Annotated in this window: 15 protein-coding genes and 1 pseudogene; 8 read left to right on the top strand and 8 right to left on the bottom strand. The window is 61.9% G+C overall.

Annotated elements, in window-relative coordinates:
• The first annotated feature begins 76 nt into the window (after positions 1–76).
• The 7 genes and pseudogenes from ACDELDRAFT_RS25285 to ACDELDRAFT_RS00190 all read left to right on the top strand — a co-directional run bounded on the left by ACDELDRAFT_RS25285 (position 77) and on the right by ACDELDRAFT_RS00190 (position 9,522).
• Complete coding sequence (locus tag ACDELDRAFT_RS25285) at positions 77–412, top strand: zinc ribbon domain-containing protein (RefSeq protein ID WP_005792678.1); 336 nt, start codon at positions 77–79, stop codon at positions 410–412.
• Between the two features lie 157 nt (positions 413–569).
• Positions 570–785 (top strand): annotated as a pseudogene (locus ACDELDRAFT_RS00220) (TM2 domain-containing protein); the annotation flags it as partial.
• Positions 786–876: 91 nt separating this feature from the next.
• Positions 877–1,641, top strand: a complete 765-nt coding sequence (locus ACDELDRAFT_RS00215; RefSeq protein ID WP_005792676.1) for a hypothetical protein — start codon at positions 877–879, stop codon at positions 1,639–1,641.
• 376 nt (positions 1,642–2,017) lie between these two features.
• Positions 2,018–3,727, top strand: coding sequence for a dynamin family protein (locus tag ACDELDRAFT_RS00210; protein ID WP_040327551.1), 1,710 nt, complete (start codon positions 2,018–2,020; stop codon positions 3,725–3,727).
• A gap of 20 nt (positions 3,728–3,747) precedes the next feature.
• Positions 3,748–6,015 (top strand): dynamin family protein, encoded by a 2,268-nt coding sequence (locus ACDELDRAFT_RS00205; protein ID WP_040327582.1) that lies wholly within the window; start codon positions 3,748–3,750, stop codon positions 6,013–6,015.
• Positions 6,005–8,200: a dynamin family protein gene (locus ACDELDRAFT_RS00195; protein ID WP_005792673.1), complete on the top strand. Its 2,196-nt coding sequence runs from the start codon at positions 6,005–6,007 to the stop codon at positions 8,198–8,200. Before ACDELDRAFT_RS00205 ends, ACDELDRAFT_RS00195 begins: the two co-directional genes overlap by 11 nt.
• Positions 8,197–9,522 (top strand): dynamin family protein, encoded by a 1,326-nt coding sequence (locus tag ACDELDRAFT_RS00190; RefSeq protein WP_005792672.1) that lies wholly within the window; start codon positions 8,197–8,199, stop codon positions 9,520–9,522. The genes ACDELDRAFT_RS00195 and ACDELDRAFT_RS00190 overlap by 4 nt, the downstream gene beginning before the upstream one ends.
• Before the next feature lie 329 nt (positions 9,523–9,851).
• Here the strand turns inward: ACDELDRAFT_RS00190 and ACDELDRAFT_RS00185 are convergent, their stop codons facing one another.
• Complete coding sequence (locus ACDELDRAFT_RS00185) at positions 9,852–11,153, bottom strand: hydroxymethylglutaryl-CoA reductase, degradative (RefSeq protein ID WP_005792671.1); 1,302 nt, start codon at positions 11,151–11,153, stop codon at positions 9,852–9,854.
• A gap of 71 nt (positions 11,154–11,224) precedes the next feature.
• Between ACDELDRAFT_RS00185 and ACDELDRAFT_RS00180 the strand changes: the two genes are divergently transcribed.
• Positions 11,225–12,625: an aminotransferase-like domain-containing protein gene (locus ACDELDRAFT_RS00180; RefSeq protein WP_005792670.1), complete on the top strand. Its 1,401-nt coding sequence runs from the start codon at positions 11,225–11,227 to the stop codon at positions 12,623–12,625.
• A 75-nt stretch (positions 12,626–12,700) separates the two neighbouring features.
• Here the strand turns inward: ACDELDRAFT_RS00180 and ACDELDRAFT_RS00175 are convergent, their stop codons facing one another.
• The 7 genes from ACDELDRAFT_RS00175 to ACDELDRAFT_RS00145 form a co-directional block, all read right to left on the bottom strand.
• Positions 12,701–14,383, bottom strand: a complete 1,683-nt coding sequence (locus ACDELDRAFT_RS00175; RefSeq protein WP_005792669.1) for an AMP-binding protein — start codon at positions 14,381–14,383, stop codon at positions 12,701–12,703.
• A gap of 10 nt (positions 14,384–14,393) precedes the next feature.
• Positions 14,394–16,046 carry a GMC family oxidoreductase gene (locus ACDELDRAFT_RS00170; RefSeq protein WP_005792668.1) on the bottom strand — a complete coding sequence of 551 codons (1,653 nt, stop codon included), beginning with the start codon at positions 16,044–16,046 and terminating at the stop codon, positions 14,394–14,396.
• A gap of 46 nt (positions 16,047–16,092) precedes the next feature.
• Positions 16,093–16,815, bottom strand: coding sequence for an ABC transporter ATP-binding protein (locus tag ACDELDRAFT_RS00165; RefSeq protein ID WP_040327579.1), 723 nt, complete (start codon positions 16,813–16,815; stop codon positions 16,093–16,095).
• Entirely contained in the window at positions 16,805–18,610 is a 1,806-nt protein-coding gene (locus tag ACDELDRAFT_RS00160; protein WP_005792666.1) for a branched-chain amino acid ABC transporter ATP-binding protein/permease, read from the bottom strand. Before ACDELDRAFT_RS00160 ends, ACDELDRAFT_RS00165 begins: the two co-directional genes overlap by 11 nt.
• Positions 18,607–19,527 (bottom strand): branched-chain amino acid ABC transporter permease, encoded by a 921-nt coding sequence (locus ACDELDRAFT_RS00155; RefSeq protein ID WP_005792665.1) that lies wholly within the window; start codon positions 19,525–19,527, stop codon positions 18,607–18,609. Before ACDELDRAFT_RS00155 ends, ACDELDRAFT_RS00160 begins: the two co-directional genes overlap by 4 nt.
• A 144-nt stretch (positions 19,528–19,671) precedes the next feature.
• Positions 19,672–20,868: an ABC transporter substrate-binding protein gene (locus ACDELDRAFT_RS00150; protein ID WP_005792663.1), complete on the bottom strand. Its 1,197-nt coding sequence runs from the start codon at positions 20,866–20,868 to the stop codon at positions 19,672–19,674.
• A gap of 179 nt (positions 20,869–21,047) precedes the next feature.
• Positions 21,048–22,661: a GMC family oxidoreductase gene (locus ACDELDRAFT_RS00145; RefSeq protein WP_040327544.1), complete on the bottom strand. Its 1,614-nt coding sequence runs from the start codon at positions 22,659–22,661 to the stop codon at positions 21,048–21,050.
• Between the last annotated feature and the right edge of the window lie 37 nt (positions 22,662–22,698).

Raw genomic sequence — 22,698 nt, 5'->3', positions numbered from 1 at the left:
CCGATGACCACCTGAACAACCTGCGCCATGCGCGGGACGGGCGGAGCTTTGTCCATCAACCTGAGGAGAACCACCCATGACTTTCTGCCGAGGCTGCGGCCATCAGATCCATGAAACCGCCGTTAGCTGCCCCCAGTGCGGTGCCGTCCAGCGGACCCCAGCCACCGTCCGGGAGGGCAGCCTGTGGCTGCCCGTGTCCGGGTTGGTATGCGGCCTCATCCCCGCCCTCGCGCTATTCGACAGCCAATCCTGGGACCGCGATCAATTGGCCGGCGCCGTCCTGTTCGCCTTCGCCGCCCTGGTGCTGGGCGGAGTGGGCCTGGCGCACCAGCCGCACGGGCAAGGCCTGGCCATCGCAGCCCTAGTGCTGGGAGCCCTCGGCCTGCTCGGAGCTATCGGCACACAAGTCTGATCCGCAACACCCCGATGAGAACTCCCATAACCACCACAGACTACGCTTTTTTGCCGAGACTACGGCTAGGCCATCCACGCCACCGCCGTGGCCCGCACCCCCTGCAGCACGACGCAAGGCAGCGCCCCCGCCCACTGGTGCCTCCGAGAAGAGCAAAGTCACCGCCAGCGTGCTGGCCCTGCTGCAGGGCGGCATCGGCATCCACAAGTTCCACACAGGCGCCTGGGGCTGGGGCATCGTTAACCAAGTGCTGTGCTGGATCTGGATTCCCTGCATCTCCGCTCTGGCTGAAGGCATCCGCTACATCGTCCTGCCGGACGCCGAGGTGGAGCGCAAGGCCGCAAAGATCGACGGTCCCTTCGTCTTCCTCTAGTAAAGCCCCACCTCCTCCATTCACGCACCTGCCCCCCCCCCCGCGCTTCCGGAAAGTCCGCGCAGCGCATGCAACTAGCCTGGAATCCCTTATGAAAAAAACCGCCACTATCCTCCTCTTGGCCGTCTGGACCATTGCCCCCACCTTCGCCGAGCCCATCGAAGGCGTGTTGGAAAAAGGCCCCACCTACTCTGCGCTATTCGGCGTCAGCCCTGAGTCGGGCGACCTCATTGGCCACGCCTTCAAGAACCAGTCAGCCGCCGGCAAAGCCATTCTGGGAACCTGCCTGCCCGGCATGTTCTGCAAGGTCGGCCGCGCCGTCACACGCGTGATGACCGACAGCTCAGCATTGAACTTCGAGGATCGCCCGTCCGGCTGGTTCGAAGTCACCCAGGCCCGGGACGCGGGCATGGAGACCGTCACCTTCGGCTACGAAAAATCCGTCAAGACCCGCCATGGCATCCTGAGCGTCGACGAGGACAACAACTCACTGCTGCTCAAGGGCCAGCGCGTGCTGCCGGGTGTTGAAGGCAACAGCAGCCTGCGCATCGTCGCCCACTACGAAATCGGCCGCAATGACGTGGTGCTGCTGCAGAACAACGGTGGCACGGCCTGTCCCGCCCTGTTCCGCTTCGTGACTGTCGCGCCCAATGGGTCGAGCGCCACACCGGAATTCGGTACGTGCTCGGACATCATCTATCCCAGCCTCGACCACGCCCATATCACGGTCGCAATGACCGCCTTCCTGGGACCGTTCGAGCCGCCGGCTGCGCAGAAGAAGGCCGCGATGACGAAGGTGGTGTACACGTTCTCGAATGGGCAGGTGACGGAAAACGGGAAAGTCGTCAGGCCATGAACTGGCCAGAAACCCACAGCACTGCCATCAGATGTGACGGCCTTCGGCGACACACAACCCCTCCAGTGAAGTTCGCACAGCCGTCGAGGCGGTACGACTATGGTAAAAAATTGCAACAAAGAAAGATAAAAATATGAAAACCGAGCTTCGAACGAATCTTCGTCATCCGGCTCAGGACCCACTCACATGCGCGGACCATCGTCGCCCCAGTGCACCGTGACGAGCCCAACATAGCTAGTGCCCGGTGGGGAGAGACAAGCCGGCAAGAGAGAGGTCAACGGGTGTCGGCGCCTCTGGACTCCGTACTCAATTTTTTCGAATGCGGTCGGTGCGGCCGACCCGTAACAAGCTTTATTTAAAGGAGAAGGGATCCAACATGACGAAAGCACAACAGAACTACTTGGACTTTCTGGCCGCCATCGAGCGCGTGCTGAAGAAAGCCGGGAACGATTTGCCGATCCTGCTCGGAGAAGCAGGCCGCGTTCTGCCGGAGATAGCTGGTTTGCAGTCTGCCATCCGGCAGTGCGAGTTGCTGGTTCCAGTCGTCGGTGCGTTCAGCGCAGGCAAGTCCTCGCTGCTCAACGCCTTGGTGGGCGCGGAATTGCTGCCCGTAGCCATCACCCCCGAAACCGCTATGCCGACAGAGCTTCGGTATGACAACCGGGAGCGTCTGGAAGTGGTGTTTTTGGATGGTCAAACCCAAGAATTCCCTTTGGGGGCGCTGCCAAGCCTGCCGTCTCGCGCACAAGAAATTGAACTGGTGAGGTTGTATGCCGAGCGCCCGGCGCTCAAGGCACTGCAACCCCTGGTCCTGGTGGACATGCCGGGCTTTAATTCGCCGCTGGATGTCCACAACCGGGCCATCGCCCACTACATCGGCCAGGGAGCCCACTACCTTTTCGTGGTGAGCGTCGAGGAAGGGGCATTGCATACCCAGTCAATGCGTCGTATCGAAGAGGTCGTGACGATTGGTCGAACGTTCTCCGTCTGCGTCAACAAGGCTGATCTGCGGCCCCAGCAAGAAGTCGAGGCGATACGGACCTACATTGGGGAGCAATTGTCTGAAGTGGGGCTGGAGCCCGCCGTCTGCATAGTAAGTCAACAGGACGTCAGTTCGGTCCAGGCGATGTTGTCAACCATTCACCCCGACAAATTGGTGAGCAACCTCTTCCGTGCACCGCTGCAGCAGTTCTATCAGACGTTGGAAGCAGTTTTGCAGACAGCCATGGATGCCCTCAAGCGGGACCACGCCGAGAATGAAAGGACTGTATCGGAATTGGAAGATGCCCTTCGCGAGCTTGAGACGCAGCGCAATGCCCAATTAAGTGCCGCCCGATCTGCGGATCTGGCCAGTGCTGTGGACGATGTGCTACTGGGCGTTTCCAATGCCTTGCACCTGGCCGTCGACGACATGGCTCGCGCGGCACTGCGAAGTCAGGACGAACTCGGACGAGTGGTCTCCGACGAAATCCGGGCCAGCCTCATTTTGGAACTCAAGCAGGCCACTGATCATCTTTCCGCAGAGGTGGTAAGTCAATTTACGCAAGCATATGCGAGCGGCCTGCGCAGCGAAATTCAGATTACTGAAGGTTGGGCCGGCACCGTGTTGAAGGGTTTGCAGGAAGATCTGTTGCCGTTGCTGTTGTCCTCACTTGGAAGCAGCTCAGGAAAGACTCTCGGCATGGCGGCTCGTTGGTTGGGCGGTGCGGCGGTAGTAGGCAAGATGCTCCCGCATCCGATTTTGAAAATCGCTGCGCTGATTCTCCCATCGCTGCTGGAGCACTTGCTTGGCCAGGTCGGAGAGGGGCAAAGGCTCGAACAGGCCAAAAAGGCCATCCGCGAAGAACTGATCCCTGATGTACTCCGGGGCCTTCGTCCCGAAGTCGCCACGTTCCTGGCGAACGCCAACGATCAGGCCGTTGCAGCTGTGGCCGATGCATTCGAACAACAACTGCAAGCACAGCAGAATGTTTTGCAGCAGGCAAAGAAGCACATGCAAGCGGCCAACAAGGATGGGATGCATGCGGCAGTTTTGGCGCTGCGCACCGAAGTACAGGCGCTGGCCCGTGCACATCAGGTGCTCTGACTCACGCAATGAAGCTTTCCATGATCACAAGCAAAACACTGGACAAGCAAGTAGCTCGATTGATGGACCGCTTGTCGCGGTTCGATGAAGTGCTGGACCAGCACCCTGATCTGACCCGAGGCCTTCGCGGCAAGATACAGGAGAGCAACTGGCTGAACGCCGACGCGCTTCAATCTGCCATCGCGGAAAAAGCCCGTGAAGGCCGCCAACTGCGCGTGGGCATCATTGGCCGAGTCAAGGCCGGCAAGTCTTCGTTGCTGAATGCACTGCTCTTTGACGGAAAGGACGTTCTACCCAAGGCCGCAACACCGATGACGGCATCACTGACGGTGTTGGCCTACGGCGAGTTGCCGCGAGCAGAAGTCGAGCCATTCGAGCAAAAAGATCTCGCGGAGATGGCCCGGCTGGCGGCCGAGTACGAGCGGGAACTGAAGGCCCGTCTCGAAGCCCGGCTAGCCCAGCAGAATGCGCGCCCGCCCACATTCGGAGGACGCCCCGCGCCGCCGATGGACCCGGAACGCCTTCAACAGGCTGTTCGCCGGGAACTGGACCAGGATCCACTGCTCGGCGCCGCCAAGGACATGCATGACCGCATCCTGCAAGCGGGCGGCATGCCTGTCCAGTGGGGCCACGGCGAGACGATTCAACTAGAGGCCGACTCTATCGAAGCACTGCGCGAACGCCTAGCCGACTATGTCGGTGCCAACGGTCGGTTCACTCCGTTCACCAATTGCCTGCGGCTGTACCTGCCCTTGCCAGGTCTGAAGGATTTGGAGGTGGTGGACACCCCGGGGATCAATGACCCGATTCCATCGAGGGAAACACGGACTTACCGCGAGTTGCATCGTTGCGACGCCGTGTTTGTCGTCAGCCCCGCAGGCCAGTTCCTGAATGCACAAGACCTAGAGCTGATGGATCGACTCGGCAAGAAAGAAGGCGTCCGGGAAGTATTTCTGGTTGCCAGCCAAGTGGACAACCAGCTGTTCGGCAGCGTGCAACGCAAGTTTGGTGGGCAATTGCCAGAAGCTCTTGCGGATGTGCAGCAAATCTTGACCAAGCAGGCCCGGCAAATCCTCGCCGCTCAGCGAGGAAGTAATCCCGGCGTGGCGCAGTTGCTTTCTGGCTTGCAGGACCGCCTGGTAGTGACCTCCAGCGTGTCCCATGCGCTGTTGGTGCAGCCGAAAGGCGAGTGGGACACCAATACACGTCACATTCAGCAAATGCTGGGCAAGCTCTACCCTGCGGCCTTTGGTACACCTGAAGCGTCGCGTGAACACCTGACGTCCTTGGCAGGCATAGCCAAGACGAGGGGTCTCCTGGAACACGTTCGGGAACGAAAGGAATCGATCCAGGCCTCGTCGGTCCAGGACTTTGTCCAAGACCGAGGACAGGTTCTCGCCCAAAGCCTGACCAATTCCTTGGAGATTCTGGGCCACAACCGCGCCACGGCGGAGGCAGCCACGGGAGAGGGGCTGGAAGACCAATTGAAGGCCCTGCAATCAGCGAAAACGCGAGGAACCAGCGTCGTCAACCTAGCCGTTCAGAACGCTGCGGACGACAGCACGGCCGCCCTGGAAGCCGCCTTGGCGGCGGCGGCCGATGCGGTCTTCGGCAAGGCCCGCCGAGCTGCCGAGGGTGCGCGTGGCACGGGGGTGGAATCCTATACTGTTGACTCTGACGGCGTAGGGGCCTGGATCGCTCGCAATTTGTGGGGCGGCGGCCAGGAAACCCGAACCCAAACCGTCCAGACGATCAAGGCCGGCACCGTGCGGAACGCCTTGGAGAGCCTCCATCTGAACCTAGAACGTGCACAGCAGGAGGCAGTCACAGTGCAGCGGACCAAACTGCGCCAATCACTGGTGCGCTCCGTAATGGGCCGCTTACGTGAAACACAGGTGCTGGCAGACCGAGACATCGACGGCATCGCCTTGGAGCAGGCCTGTCTGACCGCCATTGGCGAGCTACGCAGCTTTGACGACCCGCAGCTGCCGGCGCTGCCCGATGATCTGACGCGCAGCGGCACCTTGAAGGGGTCCGCGGCGGAATGCTTTGATCAAGCAGCCCAGAACTATCTCCTCGAACTCCAGAAGGCCGCCAGCCTTTCCGGCCGGAACCTCGCATTGGCCTACGAAAATAGACTTAAGGATGTGGATGTGGGCGCTGCGCTGTTCGGTCACTATGAAGAGCAGATCCAGTCCCTGAAGTCGCATATCAAGGAAAGGACCGCCACCCTGAAGCGCTACGACGCGCTCATGGCTGATCTCAAAGAACTTCAACATGGCGCCTGACACCTTGGAACGGCAACTGCTGCCCGCGCTGGAGCAATTGGGCCGATTCTGGGTGCTGCGCCGCAGAAAATGGGTACACGAGGCGCGGCAGGGGATCCGCGCCACCGACCAGCAGACCGCGCGGCTCGTCCAAGAGCAGGCAGCACTGACTGTTGACCTTGAACGCCACAAGGCCGCTTTGCTTCAGCTGCAAGCCGATCATGGCGAGCTGGGTGAGCGGTTGCGGGCGCGTACCGACGCTCATGCCGCCCTGACGGCCGCGCACGCCGCCGTGCAGGGCGATGCCCAGGCCCTGTGCGATGAGCTCGGCGCCACCGTGCGAAACCTCGCAACCCTGCAGACGGCTCATTCTGAACTGGAGGCGCGACACCAAGTACTGACGCAGATGCATGCCCAGCAAGGCAGCGCGCTGGAACAGCAGCAAGCCAAGCATCGGTCCCTGCTGATTGCACATGCCGCTCTAGAGCACAACGCATCCGAAAGCCAGCGCCAATTGTGCGAAGCCATCGATGAAAGCAAGGTACAGCAGGCCGCGCTGGCGAATCTGCGTGAAGCTCACCAAAAACTCCTGCTCGATCTCCGTCAGCATCAGGAATGGCTGCAACAGGAAACAGCGAATCGAGAAAGCTTGTTCCAGGAGAACAAGGCACTGTCTCTACACCATGAGACCTTGATCGGCCGGCACGATAGGCTGGTTTCAGCGCACCAGGCTGTAATGCAGCAGTTCCATGTCATGGCAGGCCTGCTTGGACTTACGCCCGAGCATGCGACTGGCGAAGACGCGCCCCTTGTCACCAAGATTTCTGCGCTACTAGAGCGAGAAGAGTTGGTGCGCTGGATACTCAGTGCTCCACCCAGGGCGACCGACGCCTGCCACCTCGATCATGACCCGCGGAGCAATCTGGCCGATCACGTAACTTCCTTGCCATCGTTTTTGGACTGGCTGGGAACGCGCCTTGCTCCCGCCCTTGGTGAGTCTCATTTGCCGGCCGAGGAGGTGGCGCGTGCCCTTGGGCGGGCCAGAGAGCTTGAGGCGGCCGTCGCAGTGCTCGAAGACACGCCGCAGTTGCGAGACAAGTTCGTGGTAGCTGTGGCGGGCGGCTTCAGCAGTGGCAAGTCGTCGTTCATCACGAGCTTCATCCAAGATCGAGCTGTCGAGCTTCCCATCGGCATTCAACCAGTCACCTCCATCCCGACCTACGTGATGGCTGGGAACAGCGGGGACATCCGCGGCCACACGTACCGAGGAGGCGAAATTTCGATTTCGGGCGAGCTTTACAAGGGCTTGTCCCACGATTTCGTGCATTCGCTGGGCTTCAACCTGCGAGACATCTTGCCGTACGTGACGGTCGAGACCACGCTGCGCGGCTTGAACCATCTTGCGTTCGTTGATCTACCGGGCTATGACGCCGCCGCTTCAGAAGGTGCCTGCACCGCAACCGATGGGCTCACCGCAACGGACTTCATTGAGGGGGCGGATGCCATCGTCTGGGTAGTCGGCCTAGACAGCAATGGCACTTTGCCAGACACGGATTTGGCGCTCCTGGACAAGCTCTCCACGGGCGAGCGACCACTTCACGTGGTATTGAACAAGGCAGATTTGCGAGCACCCGAACAGGTGACCGAGGTGCTTGAACAACTGCACGTCTTACTGAAGCAGGCGCAGATTCAGTATGTCGGCCTCAGTGCTTACAGCTCCGAACTGGGGGAAGAGCTGCAGTTTCAGCAGCAAAGTCTGTTCGAAACCCTGGAGCGATGGGATCGGCCCGGCAAGCCGGTGGCCCGTGTTCTCCGGCAGTTTGATGAGTTGATGGATCAGCTTGAATTGGCGGTTGAAAGCACCTGTTCCAAGCGGGCCTCAATGGCAGACACGCTTCATTCGTTGCGCTTGGACTTCCAGGAATTGCTCAGTCATCTCCCAACTGAGGACAAGCCAAGGAACGATCAAGAAGCCGAACTGGAAGCCTATGTCAATCCTGTCTCCGGCGTGGCGGAGGTCAAAAGCCACACAGAAACGCAATCAGAAGACAGCGCTCGCTTGGCGTGCCTTCAAAAGGACGCAAACGAGCGGCTGAGTCAACTGCAAAGTGGCTTGTCGGGCGGTGTCGATCAGGCAGCGGCACGTCGTTTGCTCGCACAGATGCGACAAGAAGGAATGGACTATCTTCAACAAAGGTTGAAATGAACCAAACGGACAAAGACATGGAGGGCTGGGATCAAGAATTGCGCTCCTGGGAGCCCGTGCCCCACGATGAATTGGCGGACCGTGCGGCGTTTGTAGCGCAAATCCTCTCGGTCGAGCCAGCACAGAACGCAGGAGTACACGAATTCCGCCGGCTGTTGGAGCAGGACGTCCGCGCACTCCTGAGTGGAGCCGAGGTGTCCAGCGCTGTCACGGCCGAGGTGCTGTTCAGGCTACAGGGCGTGGCGGACAAGCTGGATTTGCTTGGAAGCTCCCCTGCCTTGCATGGCAAGACCGTTGTGGCTGTGGCTGGCGGCTTCAGCAGCGGCAAGTCGTCTTTCATCACGAGCTTCATCGAGGATCGGCAGGTCAGTCTGCCCGTCGGCATCGAGCCGGTCACATCCATTCCCACCTATGTGGTGTCTGGCGCCGGCAGCGCGATCCGCGGTCATACCTACAAAGGTGGCGTGATCGACATTGCCCCAGATTTCTACAGCCGGCTCTCCCATGCGTTTGTGCATGGGTTCGGCTTCAACCTTCGCGAGATTTTGCCGTTTGTGGCCATCGAAACACCACTGAGGGGGTTGAAGCATCTCACCTTCATCGATCTGCCCGGTTACGACGCTGCTCAGTCAGAGGGGGCGCATACAAGCGATGATCTGAGCAAGGCACGAGAGTTCATCTCACAGGCACAGGCACTGATCTGGCTGATTGGTGCAGACAGTAATGGCGAGATTCCAGCTGCCGATTTGGACTTCCTTCTGGAACAGCAGAGCGATGGGCGACAGCTCTACGTTGTGCTAAACAAGGCGGACCTTCGCCCAGAGGATTCATTGGTTGAAGTATTGGAGCAGTTCCGCAGTACTTTAGACAACGCTGGCATCGATTTTGAGGGACTGTGTGCGTACAGCTCCGCCCTGGGCATCCAGGTCAAGTACCGCCGCCAGTCGCTCAAGTCATTTCTGCGGACGTTGGATCAGCCTGTGGACGCGCGTGCCAATCTACTGAAAGAGCTTAACGCCACCTTCCGAAAGCTGTACACCGCCATGAGTCACAACGCGCAATCCTCGACCGAAATAGCGGAGGTGGTGAACTCGCTGGAATTGGACCTCCATGAGTTAGGCTTGTTTCACAACTGGGCATCTACGCCTGCAGCCCCCGCCCGCGGTCGCCGACGTGGAAGAACTCCGGAGAATGTGGCCCTCAAAGCACAAGAACGCCTCGCTTTTCTACGCGAGCAGTTGCAGAGTCTCGAGGCGAGCGATGAAGTAGCCCGAGCCAAGAAGATCGCCGACAGCATGCGGCTGGCCGTCAAAACGTACTGAAGATAATTTGGCAACGTGAAGCTCAAGGGAGGAACAGGCTTTGGCATCTGACAAGCCCACCGCACCGCCCCTCGCATTGCTTTCTCTTGCTTGCTGCGTCATCTGCATTCGCCATCTCGCACCGTATTGTTAGCCGCTCTGAGGCGACGCTGAATAAGTCCCCGCGATGGCGCGCGCCCTGGTTTGGGGTGGGTTGCAAGGCGCAAAGCGAAGCAATAGCCACCGCTATTGCGAGCGTTTGCAACGCCGGAGACCACCCAAAACAGGGATGCGCGGCACGCGAAGGACTTGTTCAGCCCTAACTTGGTGTACGTGGGAACGGGGCTTGGTCACTCGTCAGAGAAATGCCCGCGTAAATCTTTGAGCAACGCGTGAGCCCGATCCACACGCACATCTTTTTCTTGCCCCATCGCCCGTGCGACTCGATCAATTTCTGATCCAGTCGCACCCGACATGATGGCTATATTGCGTGCGTGTAACGCCATATGCCCTCGCTGAATGCCCTCAGTGGCCAGGGCGCGCAGGGCGGCGAGGTTCTGGGCCAATCCCACGGCCACGGCCGCCTCGCCAAGCTCCTGCGCGGTCTGTACTCCCATGATCTTCAGAGCTATCCGCGACAGGGGATGGGTCTTCGTGGCTCCGCCGACCAGTCCCACAGGCATGGGCATCTCCAGGCTCCCCACGAGCCAGCCGCGCGCGTCTTTTTCCCAGCGGGTGAGCGATCCGTAATGTCCCTTTCGGCAGGCCCAAGCATGGGCGCCAGCCTCGACGGCCCGCCAGTCATTGCCTGTGGCGACGATCACGGGGTCGATGCCGTTCATGATCCCCTTATTGTGGGTAGCGGCGCGATAGGGATCCACGGCGGCGAACTCGTAGGCATCCAGGATCCGTTCGATGACGTCCTGACCTTCGTACTCAGCTGTAGTGAGCACTTGCGGAGACAGGGCCACGCGGGCGCGGGACAGACGTAAATCCGCGAGGTTGGACAAGATGCGCAGTCGCACCTGGCCGCCGGTGATTTCCTCGACGAGCGGCGAAACGGACTCCGCCATCGTGTTGACGGTGTTTGCTCCCATGGCATCGCGGACATCCACGATCAGGTGCATAACCACCATGGGGCCGCGCCGCGTGTCCTCCAGCACATGCACCTCAATGTCGCGGCACCCACCGCCCAGGCCAATGAGCACTTTGTCGCGCTGGTTGGCGAGGTCGATGATCTCACGGCTGCGGCGCAAGAGCGTCTGGCGGGCACCATGCGGATCCGTGAGGCCCAGGACCTGGACCTGCGCACGCATCAATGGCGGAGTACTGGATGTCTCGAAGCCTCCACACTCGCGTACGAGCTTAGCCATGAACGACGCGGCCGCCACAACAGAGGGCTCTTCCACCGCCATGGGAATGAGCATATCCCGGCCATTTAGCTTGAAGTACCCCGCGACGCCCAAGGGTAGCTCGAAGGTTCCTATGACGTTTTCGATCATCCCGTCCGCAAGTTGGCGATCCAAGGCTCCGCTGTTGTTTAGCAAGGCTGCCTCGTCGGGATTTAATCCAGCAGCGGCAACGATGTGCTGAAGACGCTGCTGCGGCGTCAGGGAGCGGAATTGGGGCAAGCGGGAGTCGATGGGGTTCATGGCGTGTAAAAAGTGCGTTGGTGAAGGGAATGCCAGCGAAGACAGGGAAATCGCAGGTACAGTTCTTGCGCATGAAGGTTCGTGCAACGGTCTCTACCTCGCCTCCGCTGTTTGCCGCGTTGGCCGAATCGCTCGAGCGGCAGATCCACGAGGGCGTATACAAAGCAGGCGAAAAGCTCCCATCTCTGCGCGAGATCGCAGCGCTGCGCAGCTACGGCAAGAACACGGTGATCTCTGCGTTCGAGCTGCTGGTATCGCGCGGCCTTGTTGAACCGCGGCGCGGCTCGGGTTTTTTTGTCAAGGAGGGTCTGGCGGCGGGAGGTGCGGCAGAAGACAACAGTTCGCTGCATCGCGCCATGGACATCGTCTGGCTCATGCGCATGCAGCTGCGCAACGAGCCGGGACAATTGACCGTGGGTGATGCCTTTCCCCCCTCGGAGTGGTTGGCCGGCGCCCGGTTGGACCGTATCCACCACAAAGTGGCACGTGGTGGCTTGGGAACGCTGTTTCGCTACGGAGACCGCTTGGGCTATGCGCCGCTGCGCCACCGCCTGGTGCGACATCTGGCCCATTTGGGTTTGGACGCCAGTCCGCAGCAGATAGTGCTTACCCACGGGGCCAACGAGGCGATGGACCTGATCGTGCGCTACTTCGTTCCACCTGGCGCGGTGGTGCTGATTGACGACCCAGGCTACTACCCACTGCTGGGCAAGCTTCACCTCGTTGGCGCGCGAACCGTGGGGGTTCCACGGCTGACGGACGGTCCCGACCTGCAGGCGCTGGAACGCTTGCTCAAGGCGCTGCGGCCACGCGTCTTCTTCACGCAGTCGCTGGCCCACAACCCTACCGGCTCGGACCTGTCGCGCGCCAAGGCAAAGGCGATGCTGCGTCTTGCCGAACAGCACAACCTGCTGCTTGTGGAAAACGATGCGCTCAGCGATTTCCGCAGTGCTAAGGCGCCGCGCCTCTCGGCCTTGGACCAGTTGGAGCGCACGCTCTACGTGGGTAGTTTCTCTAAGTCCCTCTCGGCCGCATTGCGCGTTGGCTTCGTGGCCTGCAGCCCGGATCTGGCCAACGACCTGGCCAACCTCAAGATCCTCACGGGTGTCAGCAGCTCTGAGTACGCCGAGCGCACGGTGGACACCCTGCTGGCGGAGCGCCACCACGCGCGGCATCTGGAGCAACTGCGTGAAAAGCTGGCCGAAGCCACGCAACAGGCCTATGACCTGCTCGACACCATGGGGGCCCGGGTGTTCGTGCGCCCGCAGCACTCCCTTTTCATCTGGGCACGCTGGCCCGAATTCCCCGATGCGCAAGCGCTGGCCCAGACCATGCTGGCCAAGAACATCGTGATGGCGCCTGGCAACATCTTCAGCGTAAACAGCCAGGTGCCTTCGCCCTGGTCGCGTTGCAATCCCCATGCTGTTCTGGACCCGCGGTTTCGCCAGGCCTTCGACCAACTGCGGCGCTGAGCCTCGTGCAGTTGCCGCGGGGCTACAGGGCCGTGGGCAGGATGGCGCGCAAAGCATGGTGCGGGCCTGCGGGATTCAGGGGTGGCGGATGCCCGGCGCGGCCGCAGTGCCGCTTGCGCGCTTCTTCCATGCACGCAAGTCGTGCATGCCCGTCATGCTGCGCGGATCGCCATTGCTCCCGAAGATGGCGTGCTTTTGAATCTTTTGGGTGCCCGTCGTCGGTATCTGCGCAGTGAACCACATCCATCCGGGTGCCTTGAAGTAGGCCAAGCCCGCGCTGCAGTGGTCGAACAGGGAGCGCAGCAACGCCGCTTCCGCTCCAGGCTCGCTTAGGTTGGACGCAACGTCCGGCTTGAGCACGATGCAGGCTAGCACCTCTTCTTCGCGCACCTCGTCCGGCACGGCTAAGACGGCGGTCATTTCCACCGCGGGATGCGTCAACAGCCAAGCCTCCACTTCTGCGGCGGCGATGTTCTCCCCCGAGCGGCGGATGATGTTCTTGCGCCGCTCGACGAAATGCAGCATGCCGGAGGCATCGCGCACCACCACATCGCCTGTATGGAACCACCCGCCCCGCCAGGCGGCCTCGGTGGCGGCCTCGTCGTCGAGGTAACCCGAGAAGAAATCCTTGCGCGGCGTTGCTGCGGAGTGGCGGATGAGCATTTCGCCCGCCGTTCCGTCGGGCAAGTCTCGATCAGTATCGTCCACGACACGCACCTCTATCCCTGGCGTAGCACGGCCGAAAGCCCGCGTGCCTACCTGCCGTGGCGGCACGTTGTCTACCAGGATGCGGACGTTTTCGGTCATACCCCACAGCTCCAGCAGCGGAAACCCGAAACGCTCCTCGAACACCTGGTGCAGTTGAGGTTCTACTCCCGCGCCCATGCCGAAGCGTACGCAGTGGTTGCGGTCGTCCGGGGTGGGGGACTGCGCACACAGCATCTGCACTATCACGCCGAGGTAGTGCACAACCGTGGCCTGCGTGGCACGCACCTCGGACCACCAGCGCGTCGGTTGGAAACGGTCGGTCTGGATCTGGCAACTGCCGGTAAGCAGCGCGGCATAGAACGACAGGATGGACGAGTTGACATGGAAGAGGGGCAGCGGGTTGTAGATGCGCTCCCCTTCGGGGCGAAAGTCCACCAACCCGCCGCGCGTCGCGTAGTAGACGCCTGCGGCCAACTCGTAGCGGTGGGAGAGGACGCAGCCTTTGGGCCGGCCAGTGGTGCCAGAGGTGTAAAGGATGCTCGCAGGGGTGTCGCTCACGGGCTCCCATGCTGTAGCCGGCATGCAGGCGGGAGCCAAGGTTGCAGCGAATTCCTCGAACACCGTGCACGGTGGTCGCCATGCGGCCTCGCGGGAGGCTGCATCCCAATCGGCCCGGCGCGCGGCCAGCACCACGGCAAGGTCAACGCGGGAATGGTCAATGAGGTATGCCAGTTCGCGGGGCCGGTAGTCTGGATTGACGGGGACGCAGCAGATGCCCAAGGCGTTCAGCGCCAGCTTGTGCAGCATGTGCTCCAGCCGGTTCTCCAGCAGCAGTGCAACGCGGTGCCCCATGCCGTAACCGGCCTCGCGGTAACGGCTCATGAGCGACTGAACGGCGGCATGCACTTCGGCGTAGCTCAGCGATCGCCCACACGGGTCATAGCTGCGGCCAGGGTTGGGAGGGGCTGCCAGCAGCGGGCGCTCAGGGTACGTGGAGGCAGCCTGTGCCAGGATGGAGCCGATGGTGGCCTCTTCGGGCAGCTCGATCATTCGAGGTTCCTCATTGCGGATGGTGTGGCTGCGCCTGGGCCGAGCGGCCACGGATCAGGTCCGCGGCCCGCTCGCCGATCATCATGGTGGCAGCGCAGATGTTGGCGGATGGAATGGCGGGCATGACCGAAGAGTCGGCCACCCTCAACCCTTGCAGACCGTGCACGCATAATTGGGCATCCACAACCGCTCCTGTGTCAGCCGATGGACCCATGCGTGCCGTGCCGCACAGGTGGTAGGACGAGACGCCAAAGCGCCGAATGAACTCCAGGATGGCGTTGTCGTCCTGGGCGCCGGGGCCTGGCATCGCCTCCGTTTCGTAGAACGGGGCCAGGGCCTGGGTTTGCAGCAGCCGGCGGGCGAGCCGCACCCCTTGCGTGAGCACGCGTACATCATCCTCGTGCTCGAGATAGTTCGGGTACACCAGTGGTGCCGCGAGCGGGTCCGGGCTGCTCAGGCGCACCTCGCCTTCGCTGCGAGGCCGGTGGGCCCAGACCCCACAGGTCATGCCGGGGTAAGTATCGAGCTGCCCTACATAGCCCTCGCGGTAGCTCGCGGGCGTGAACACGCCCTGCAGATCGGGCCGCTCGCCTGTGCCAACGCCAGAGTTCCAGAAGAAATGCACGAGCGATGGACTTAGCGCCAGGATATTGGGCTGACCCGTCAGCCAGCGCGCTGCTTGCCCCCAGAGGCGCGGTGCGCGCGCCAGCTCATTGATGGTGGTTGCCGAACCTTGACGCACGCGGGCCACCACGCGCACCGAGAAATGGTCCTTCAGGTGGGCGCCCACGCCATCACTAGGCTGTAACACAGGCAGGCCTAAGGCCTGCAAAGAGGCCCCAGGGCCGATCCCCGAGAGCTGCAGCAGCTTGGGCGTATTGATGGCTCCTGCGCACACCACCACCTCGCTGCGCGCGCCGACGGTGCTGCGGCCCGCCTGCTGGTCGGCCATGTACTCCACCCCCGTTGCACGGCGCCCTTCAAAGAGGATGCGCGTGGCCTGGGCATGGGTGCGCACGATGAGATTCGGGCGACGCCCCTGTGCGCGCAGGTAGGCACGCGCGGTGCTCACGCGCCAGCCACGGTGGATGGTGCGCTGGAAGTAGCCCACCCCCGCTTGGGCTTCGGCGTTGTAGTCGGGATTGCGGGGCAGCCCCAATTCGGCTGCGCCCTCCAAGAATGCCTCGCATATGGGATGGGACCAGTCGATCGGCGTGACCGCCACGGCCCCGTTGCGGCCACGCAGCGGGCTACCGCTTTGCCCCAACCAGCGCTCGCTGCGCTGGAAGTAGGGCAGCACATCGGCGAATGTCCACCCCAGGTTGCCGAGCGCGGCCCAACCGTCATAGTCCTGGACCTGCCCCCGGTTGTAGATCAGACCGTTGATCGCGCTGGAGCCGCCCAGTGTGCGGCCCTGGGGCAGCGGGATGCGGCGGCCCAGCGTGCGCTCGTGCGGCTCGGAACTGAACGTCCAGGTGTAGCCGGGGTTGAACAGCATCTTAATGAACCCGGCCGGCATATGCAGGAAGGGGTGACGATCCGGTGGCCCAGCTTCCAGAAGGCATACCGTAACGGAAGGGTCTTCCGCCAGCCGGCTGGCCACGATGGCACCGGCCGTTCCGCCACCGACCACCACGTAATCGAAGCTCTCTGGGTAACGCATGTCAGTGATGGGCGACGTGGCCACCGGGGGTGTTGCTTGGCATTTTTCAGTGTCCTCCCAGGTAGGCGGCACGGACCTTGGGGTCGCGGCGCAGTGCTGCGCCCGGTCCCTGAAGGGTGATGCACCCGGTCTCCAGCACGTATCCCCGGTCTGCCACGGCCAGCGCCTGGTTGGCCATCTGCTCCACCAGCAAGATGGTGACGCCCTGGGTGCGCAGGCTGCGGATGGTGTCAAAGATCTCTTTCACGATCAGAGGTGCCAAGCCCAACGAGGGTTCGTCCAGCAACAACAACTGGGGACGGGCCATCAGGGCGCGCGCAATTGCCAGCATTTGCTGCTCGCCCCCCGACATCGTTCCCGCCATTTGCTGCTGGCGCTCACCCAGGCGAGGAAAGCGCTCGAACTGGGCCTGGATGTCCGCTTCGATCTCCGCGGCGCTGGCGCGGCGGTGATAAGCGCCTAGCACGAGGTTGTCGCGCACAGTTTGATCGGCAAACACCTGCCGACCTTCGGGAGACTGCGCAATGCCTAGTGCCACACGCTTGTGACCAGGGATGCCTGCGAGGTCTTTGCCCTGAAACAGCACGCGGCCGCCTGCTGCTGGCTCCAATCCAGAGATGCAGCGCATGAGCGTGGTCTTGCCCGCCCCATTGCCGCCGATGATGGTGACTACCTCGCCCGCCTGCACATGCAGAGAGACGCCCTTGAGCGCCTGCACGGCACCGTAGTAAACATGCAGATCTTCAATTCGCAGCAGCTCATGGGACATAGACACCACCTTCTTCATCCTCTTGTTCCATGGTGTCCTCTGCCCCCAGATAGGCCGCAATCACTCGCGGATCGTTCTGCACCTGTTCGGGCGTTCCCTCGGCAATCTTCTGCCCATAGTCCAGCACGATGACGTGGTCGGAAACGGCCATCACCAAGTCCATGTGGTGTTCGATCAGCAGCACGGTGATGCCCATGTCGCGGATGCGCAGGATCACCTGCACCAGCTCCTGCGTCTCCTGCGGATTCAGGCCGGCAGCGGGCTCGTCCAGCAATAGCAAGCGAGGGTGTGTCGCCAGCGCGCGTGCTAGTTCCAGGCGGCGCTGTACACCGTAGGGCAGGCTGCCGGCGATCTCCTGCGCCTTGTCACGCAGGCCCAGCGCATCCAAGATCTGCAGCGCCTCGTCGCGGGCAGCCTTTTCAGCCTGACCACCGCTGCCCACCAGGCTGCCGAAGAAGCCCGTGGGAATGTTCGCGTGCAGGCCGAGCTTGACGTTGTCGAGCACCGACATGCCAGTGAACAGCTTGAGATTCTGGAATGTTCGGCCCAGGCCCGCACGCGCAATGCGGTGGGGTGGCAAGCCCGTGACGTCACCCCCCCCGAATCGGATTTTGCCGCGATCGGGCGGCACGATACCCGACAGAATATTCAGCAGGGTGGTCTTCCCGGCTCCGTTGGGCCCAATCAGGGAATGCACATGGCCGGCGCGGATACGAATGTCCACATTATTCGTGGGCACCACACCGCCATAGGCCTTGTATAGCCCTTCAGCCTCCAGCAGCATCTCTTCGCCATTACCTTGCCCTCGCGGGCGCCAGGGAGCGAGTTGTCCAGGCAGTGGCTCAGGCGACAGCAGACTGGGTGCCCATTTGCGGGATATCTTCCTCAAGAACCCCGCCAACCCATCAGGCATGGCGTAGAGAGCAAACAGCAGCAATGCGCCGTAGGTAAAGTGCTGGACACTCGGCCAGCGCGACAGGAACGCATCCAGCAATGTCAGTACGACTGCACCCAGCAGGGGACCGTAGATCGATGGCCCACCGAACAGCACCATCAGCAAGATGAAGACCGACAGGTTGAAGGTGATGAAGTCGGAGTTAATGTACTGGTTCTGCTGCGCAATCAGCGCACCAGCCAAACCGCAGGTCACGGCGCTGATCACAAAGGCCAATACTTTGAAACGGTAAACGCTGATGCCCACGCTCTCGGCCGCCACCTCTGCCGTGTTGACCGCCATGAAGGCCCGCCCGAACCGCCCGCGCAGCAGCAGGCGCAGCATGACGTGCAGAGTCACACCCAGCAGCAGCACGAACCACACCCAGTGCTTGGAGCTGAACATGGCACCGCCCAGCGACAACGGCAGCACGCCGTAAATACCTTGCTGGCCGGCGAACACGTCCTGCCATTCCGAGACGATCTTCTCCACCACGATGCCGAAACCGATGGTGACCATGGCCAGGGCTGGCCCCTTGACCCGCAGAGCTGGCAGCGCGATAACGATGCCGAACAGCCCGGCCATCACGCCCGCTGCGGCAAAGGCAGGCCAGGGGTTCCACCCCCAGCGCGTGGTCAGCAGCGCCGTCGTGTATGCGCCTACCGCGAACAGTCCCGCATGGCCCAGCGACTTCTGTCCGGTGTAACCCACCAGCACGTTCATGCCGGCGGCGGCGATGTAGTTGACCCCAATGAGGAACAGCACCCGCAGATAGAAATCGTTGTCCGTGGACAGCGGTACCACCGCCGCCAGTGCGACGAAAAGGGTCAACCCTATGTAGTGCTTCCGCTCGCCCGTCATACCTTCTCCACAATGCGCTGGCCCAACAGCCCCTGCGGGCGCACCACGAGTACGACGATGATGAGCAGGAACATGCTGATCTCGCGCAGCTCCGCATGCCACAGACCAACCAACGCCTCGATTACACCGAGCAGTATTCCGCCCAGCATGCAGCCGCGGGGACTAGTGAGCCCACCCAGGATGGCCGACGAGAATGCCTTGAGTGCCAGCGTCATGCCCATGAAGACCGAGGCAGTGGTGATGGGTGCGATCAACAGCCCCGCCAGCCCGGCAAGGCTGGAACTGACGACGAAAGCCAGCACGACGATGGCATTCACATTGATGCCCATCAGCGTAGCGGCATTGCCGCTTTGCGCCACGGCGCGCACGGCCTTGCCCAGTCGCGTGCGGCGCATCACCCAGTCCAGCGTCAACAGCACGGCCAGACTTGCAACGAGCACCAGCACCTCCTGCGGCAGCACGCCTGCGCCGCCGATACGAATCACGTCATTGCCCAGGGGTGACGGCATGACCAACGGGGACGGTCCCCAGATCGCCAGCGCAGTGTTCTGGATGATGATGCCAAAGCCAATGGTGCTCATCACCCACGCCATCCCACCTTGTCCGACGAAGGGCCGCACCGCGGCGTAGTACAGCACGACGCCCAGAAGTGCCAACACCGCCATGGTCGCCACCAGGCTGAGCAGGTAGCGTGCCAATGTCACATCTGCAGGTAGAAGCGCATCGGTCATCTGCTTACCCACTAGAAGCAACAACACTGACACTGCGACGAAGGCCCCGGCCACCAGGAATTCGCCCTGCCCGAAGTTCAAGGTCTTGGTCGTGTTGAACGTGATGTTGAAGCCCACGGCCACGAGCGCGTAAATGCTGCCCAAGGCCAGGCCGCTGAAAATTGCCTGGAGTATCGAATCGGCCATGCGCTGCCTTCCACTGACGCTGATGCGGTAGTCGTCTAAAAATGAACTGCCAGCGCTTGCTAGACCAAGGTTTCAGCCTGTTGTCAGGCTGAAACTCTTGCAAATCATGCGCAGGCAGCTTTCATCTTCCAAGAGCGCATTTGCTCACTGCTTCAGGTCAGCAGACGTGATGGACTTGTAGATGTCGTCCTGGAAACGCACCACTCCGCCGTCCTTCCAGCGGGCGAGGTAGAAGTCGCCCACGTGCAGACCCTCATGCACGGTCTTGCTGAACGGCTTGTTGTAGGTCTTGATCACGCCTTGCACGCCGCTCAGGTTCTCCAGCGCAGCCGCCACCTTTTCGCCATCAGTACTGTTGGCCTGCTTCATCGCGGCGGCCAGCAACATCACCGAGTCGTAGGACTGCGCGGCGCAAGGGAAGGTGGTAAGCGTCGGGAAGTTCTTGCGCACGCGCTCGCCCAATGCCTTTGTCTTGTCCGAGCTGTCCTCGGTGGTGGACGCGGCCATGATCAAATGCTCGGCCAGCTTGGGGCCGGTCATTTTCGGGAACAGAGAGCTCAGGTTTCCCCAGGTGCCCAGCGTGACGGGCATGTAGTTGATCTTCTCCATGCTGCGCACCACCTGCGCGGCACCATCGGCGATTCCGTAAATGATGACCGTGTCAGCCCCCGCGGCCTTGATCTTGCTGAGCTGCGAGGTCATGTCCGTGTCCTTGGGACCGTACTTCTCGACGGCCACGGGCTTGACGCCGTGCAGCGCCAGGATATCGGTCGCATCCTTGATGCCACCCTGGCCGTAGCCGGTGGAGTCGGCCAGCACGGCGATTTTCTTGTCCTTGGACGCCTTGACCGCATAGGCGGCCAGCAACGACACCTGCTCGCGATCCACCATCGAGACGCGGAACAGGTAATTCTGCGGCTCCTTGGCATAGCGTGTGGTGATCTCGGTGGCCGTGCCGATCGGCACTACCACCGGAATCTTCTTTTGCTGCGGGATATGCAGCCAGGCCAGGGCGTTGCCCGAGTTGGCAGGGCCGACCACAGCCTGTACCTTCTCGCTGTCGATCAGGTCCTGCATGGTCTGGATGGCCTTCGGCGGAGTGCCCTGGTCGTCACGGATCACGCCCACCACCTTGCGCCCCAGGATGCCGCCGGCCTTGTTGATGTCCTCGATGGCCGCCTCGAACCCCCAACGCCCGGCAATACCCAGCTCTGCCACGCCGCTACCAGACTGGTCGGCCGTGTAGCCAATCTTTATCACATCCTGAGCGTGGGCTGCAAATGCGCATGCCACGGTGAGTGCCGCTGCTGTGGCCTTGGCGATCTGACGAATTCCTGTCATGACTTGTCTCCTGTTGTCGCCATTGCTGGCGGTGCGGATCTTGTGATCCATCTGTACCCACTGTGAGCTCCGCCTTGGGAACGGCGCCCGCAAGTGAGCACCTCACTGTAAGCCTGCTGCACCTATTGAGATAGGTACAGTTGGCGCTGACAGCTGAAGCGCTATGGCGCCAAAGCCGACTAGGTTTGCAGCAGCATGTCCGCTGCTTTCTCCGCAATCATCATGGTCGGCGCACCGGTATTGCCCGACGGCATGGCTGGCATCACCGATGCATCGGCCACGCGCAGGCCTTCGAGGCCATGGACCCGCAATTGCGCGTCCACCACGGCCGACTCATCTTGGGCCGGGCCCATGCGGCAGGTCCCCATGAAATGCCAGGCCGTCCCCCCGCGCTGGCGGGCATACTCCAGCAAATCCTCATCGCTCATCGCGTGTGCCGGCGGTGCCTCGTCACGCTCCACGTAGGGCAAAAGTGCGGGGGCATGCAGGATGCGGCGCGTGAGACGCAGGCCGTCGATCACCACGCGGCGGTCTTCCTCGCGCTCCATGTAGGAGGGCTGTATCTCGGGCGGTGCGAATGGATCTGTCGAGAGAACCCGCACGTGGCCGTGGCTTGCGGGGCGCATCTGATAAAAGCCCAGTGTCATGCCCGGGAAGCTGTCGAGCCTTCCGGCGATCCCCGAGGCATAGCTACCCGGCGAAAAGTGGAATTGCAGGTCCGCCTCAGGCAGTCCAGGGCGTGACGCCGCAAAGGCATAGGCCACCGACGGGCTGATGGCCAGCACGCTGGGCCGGCCCAGCGCCCACTTGCCAATTTCCAGGCACAACCGCCATCCGCGCGCTGTGTTGTTGATCGTGGGCACGCCCTGCACGCGCACTACGGAGCGAACCATGAAGTGATCCTGTAGCCGCCGCCCCACTCCTTCCAACGCATGCAGAGGCTTAACGCCCAAAGAATGCAACCACTCCAGTGGCCCCACGCCAGAGAGCTGTAACAGCTTAGGGCTGTTGATCGCGCCTGCGCACAGGATTACCTCGCGTCGTGCATGCACGGTGCCCTGTGCGCCTCCCGCCTGCATTCGGACCTGCACGCCAACGGCGCGACGACCCGAAAACACGATCGAGGTGGCATGCGCTCCAGTGCGCACTTCCAGGTTGGCGCGCCCTTGAGCAGGCTTCAGGAAGGCCGTAGCAGCGCTTACACGACGGCCTCGATGGATCCAGCGCTGGTAGTAGCCGGCACCAGCTTGGACACCCAGGTTGTAGTCTCCCGCCGGGCCGATACCCAAAGACTCTGCGCTGCGGATGAATCCCTCGCATAGCGGATGCCGCCAGTCGCAATCGGTAATGGGCAGCAGACCCTCGCGGCCGCGGTGGGGGGCATCATCGCCGCCAATCCGCCGCTCGGTACGCAGGAAGTAGGGAAGCACCTCGTCATAGCTCCAGCCAGGATTGCGCAGCGCCGCCCAGCCGTCATAGTCGGAGGCGGCTCCCCGCGTGTAGTTAAAGCCGTTGATCGCACTCGATCCACCCAGCGTACGGCCCAGGCGCGCGGTGACGCGGCGACCTGCCGTACCCCAACTGGGAGCGGTTTCAAACGGCCACGTGTACCGCGGGTCATACCCCACCTTGATAAAGCCCGCCGGGATATGGATGAATGGATTTCGGTCTGGCGGACCGGATTCGAGTAGGCAGACGCTGTGGCGCCCGTTTTCGCTAAGGCGGTTGGCGAGCAGGCAGCCAGCTGCGCCGGCGCCTACGATGACATAGTCAAAGGTGTCGGGCGTGTTCATGCGTTTACGCTCCACAACGCGGGGAGGGATCCAATAC

The organism is Acidovorax delafieldii 2AN, assembly GCF_000175235.1.
Classification (GTDB): domain Bacteria; phylum Pseudomonadota; class Gammaproteobacteria; order Burkholderiales; family Burkholderiaceae_C; genus Acidovorax; species Acidovorax delafieldii_B.
Note: the sequence above shows the minus strand (reverse complement) of the source record. Positions and strands in the feature narration are given on the sequence as shown.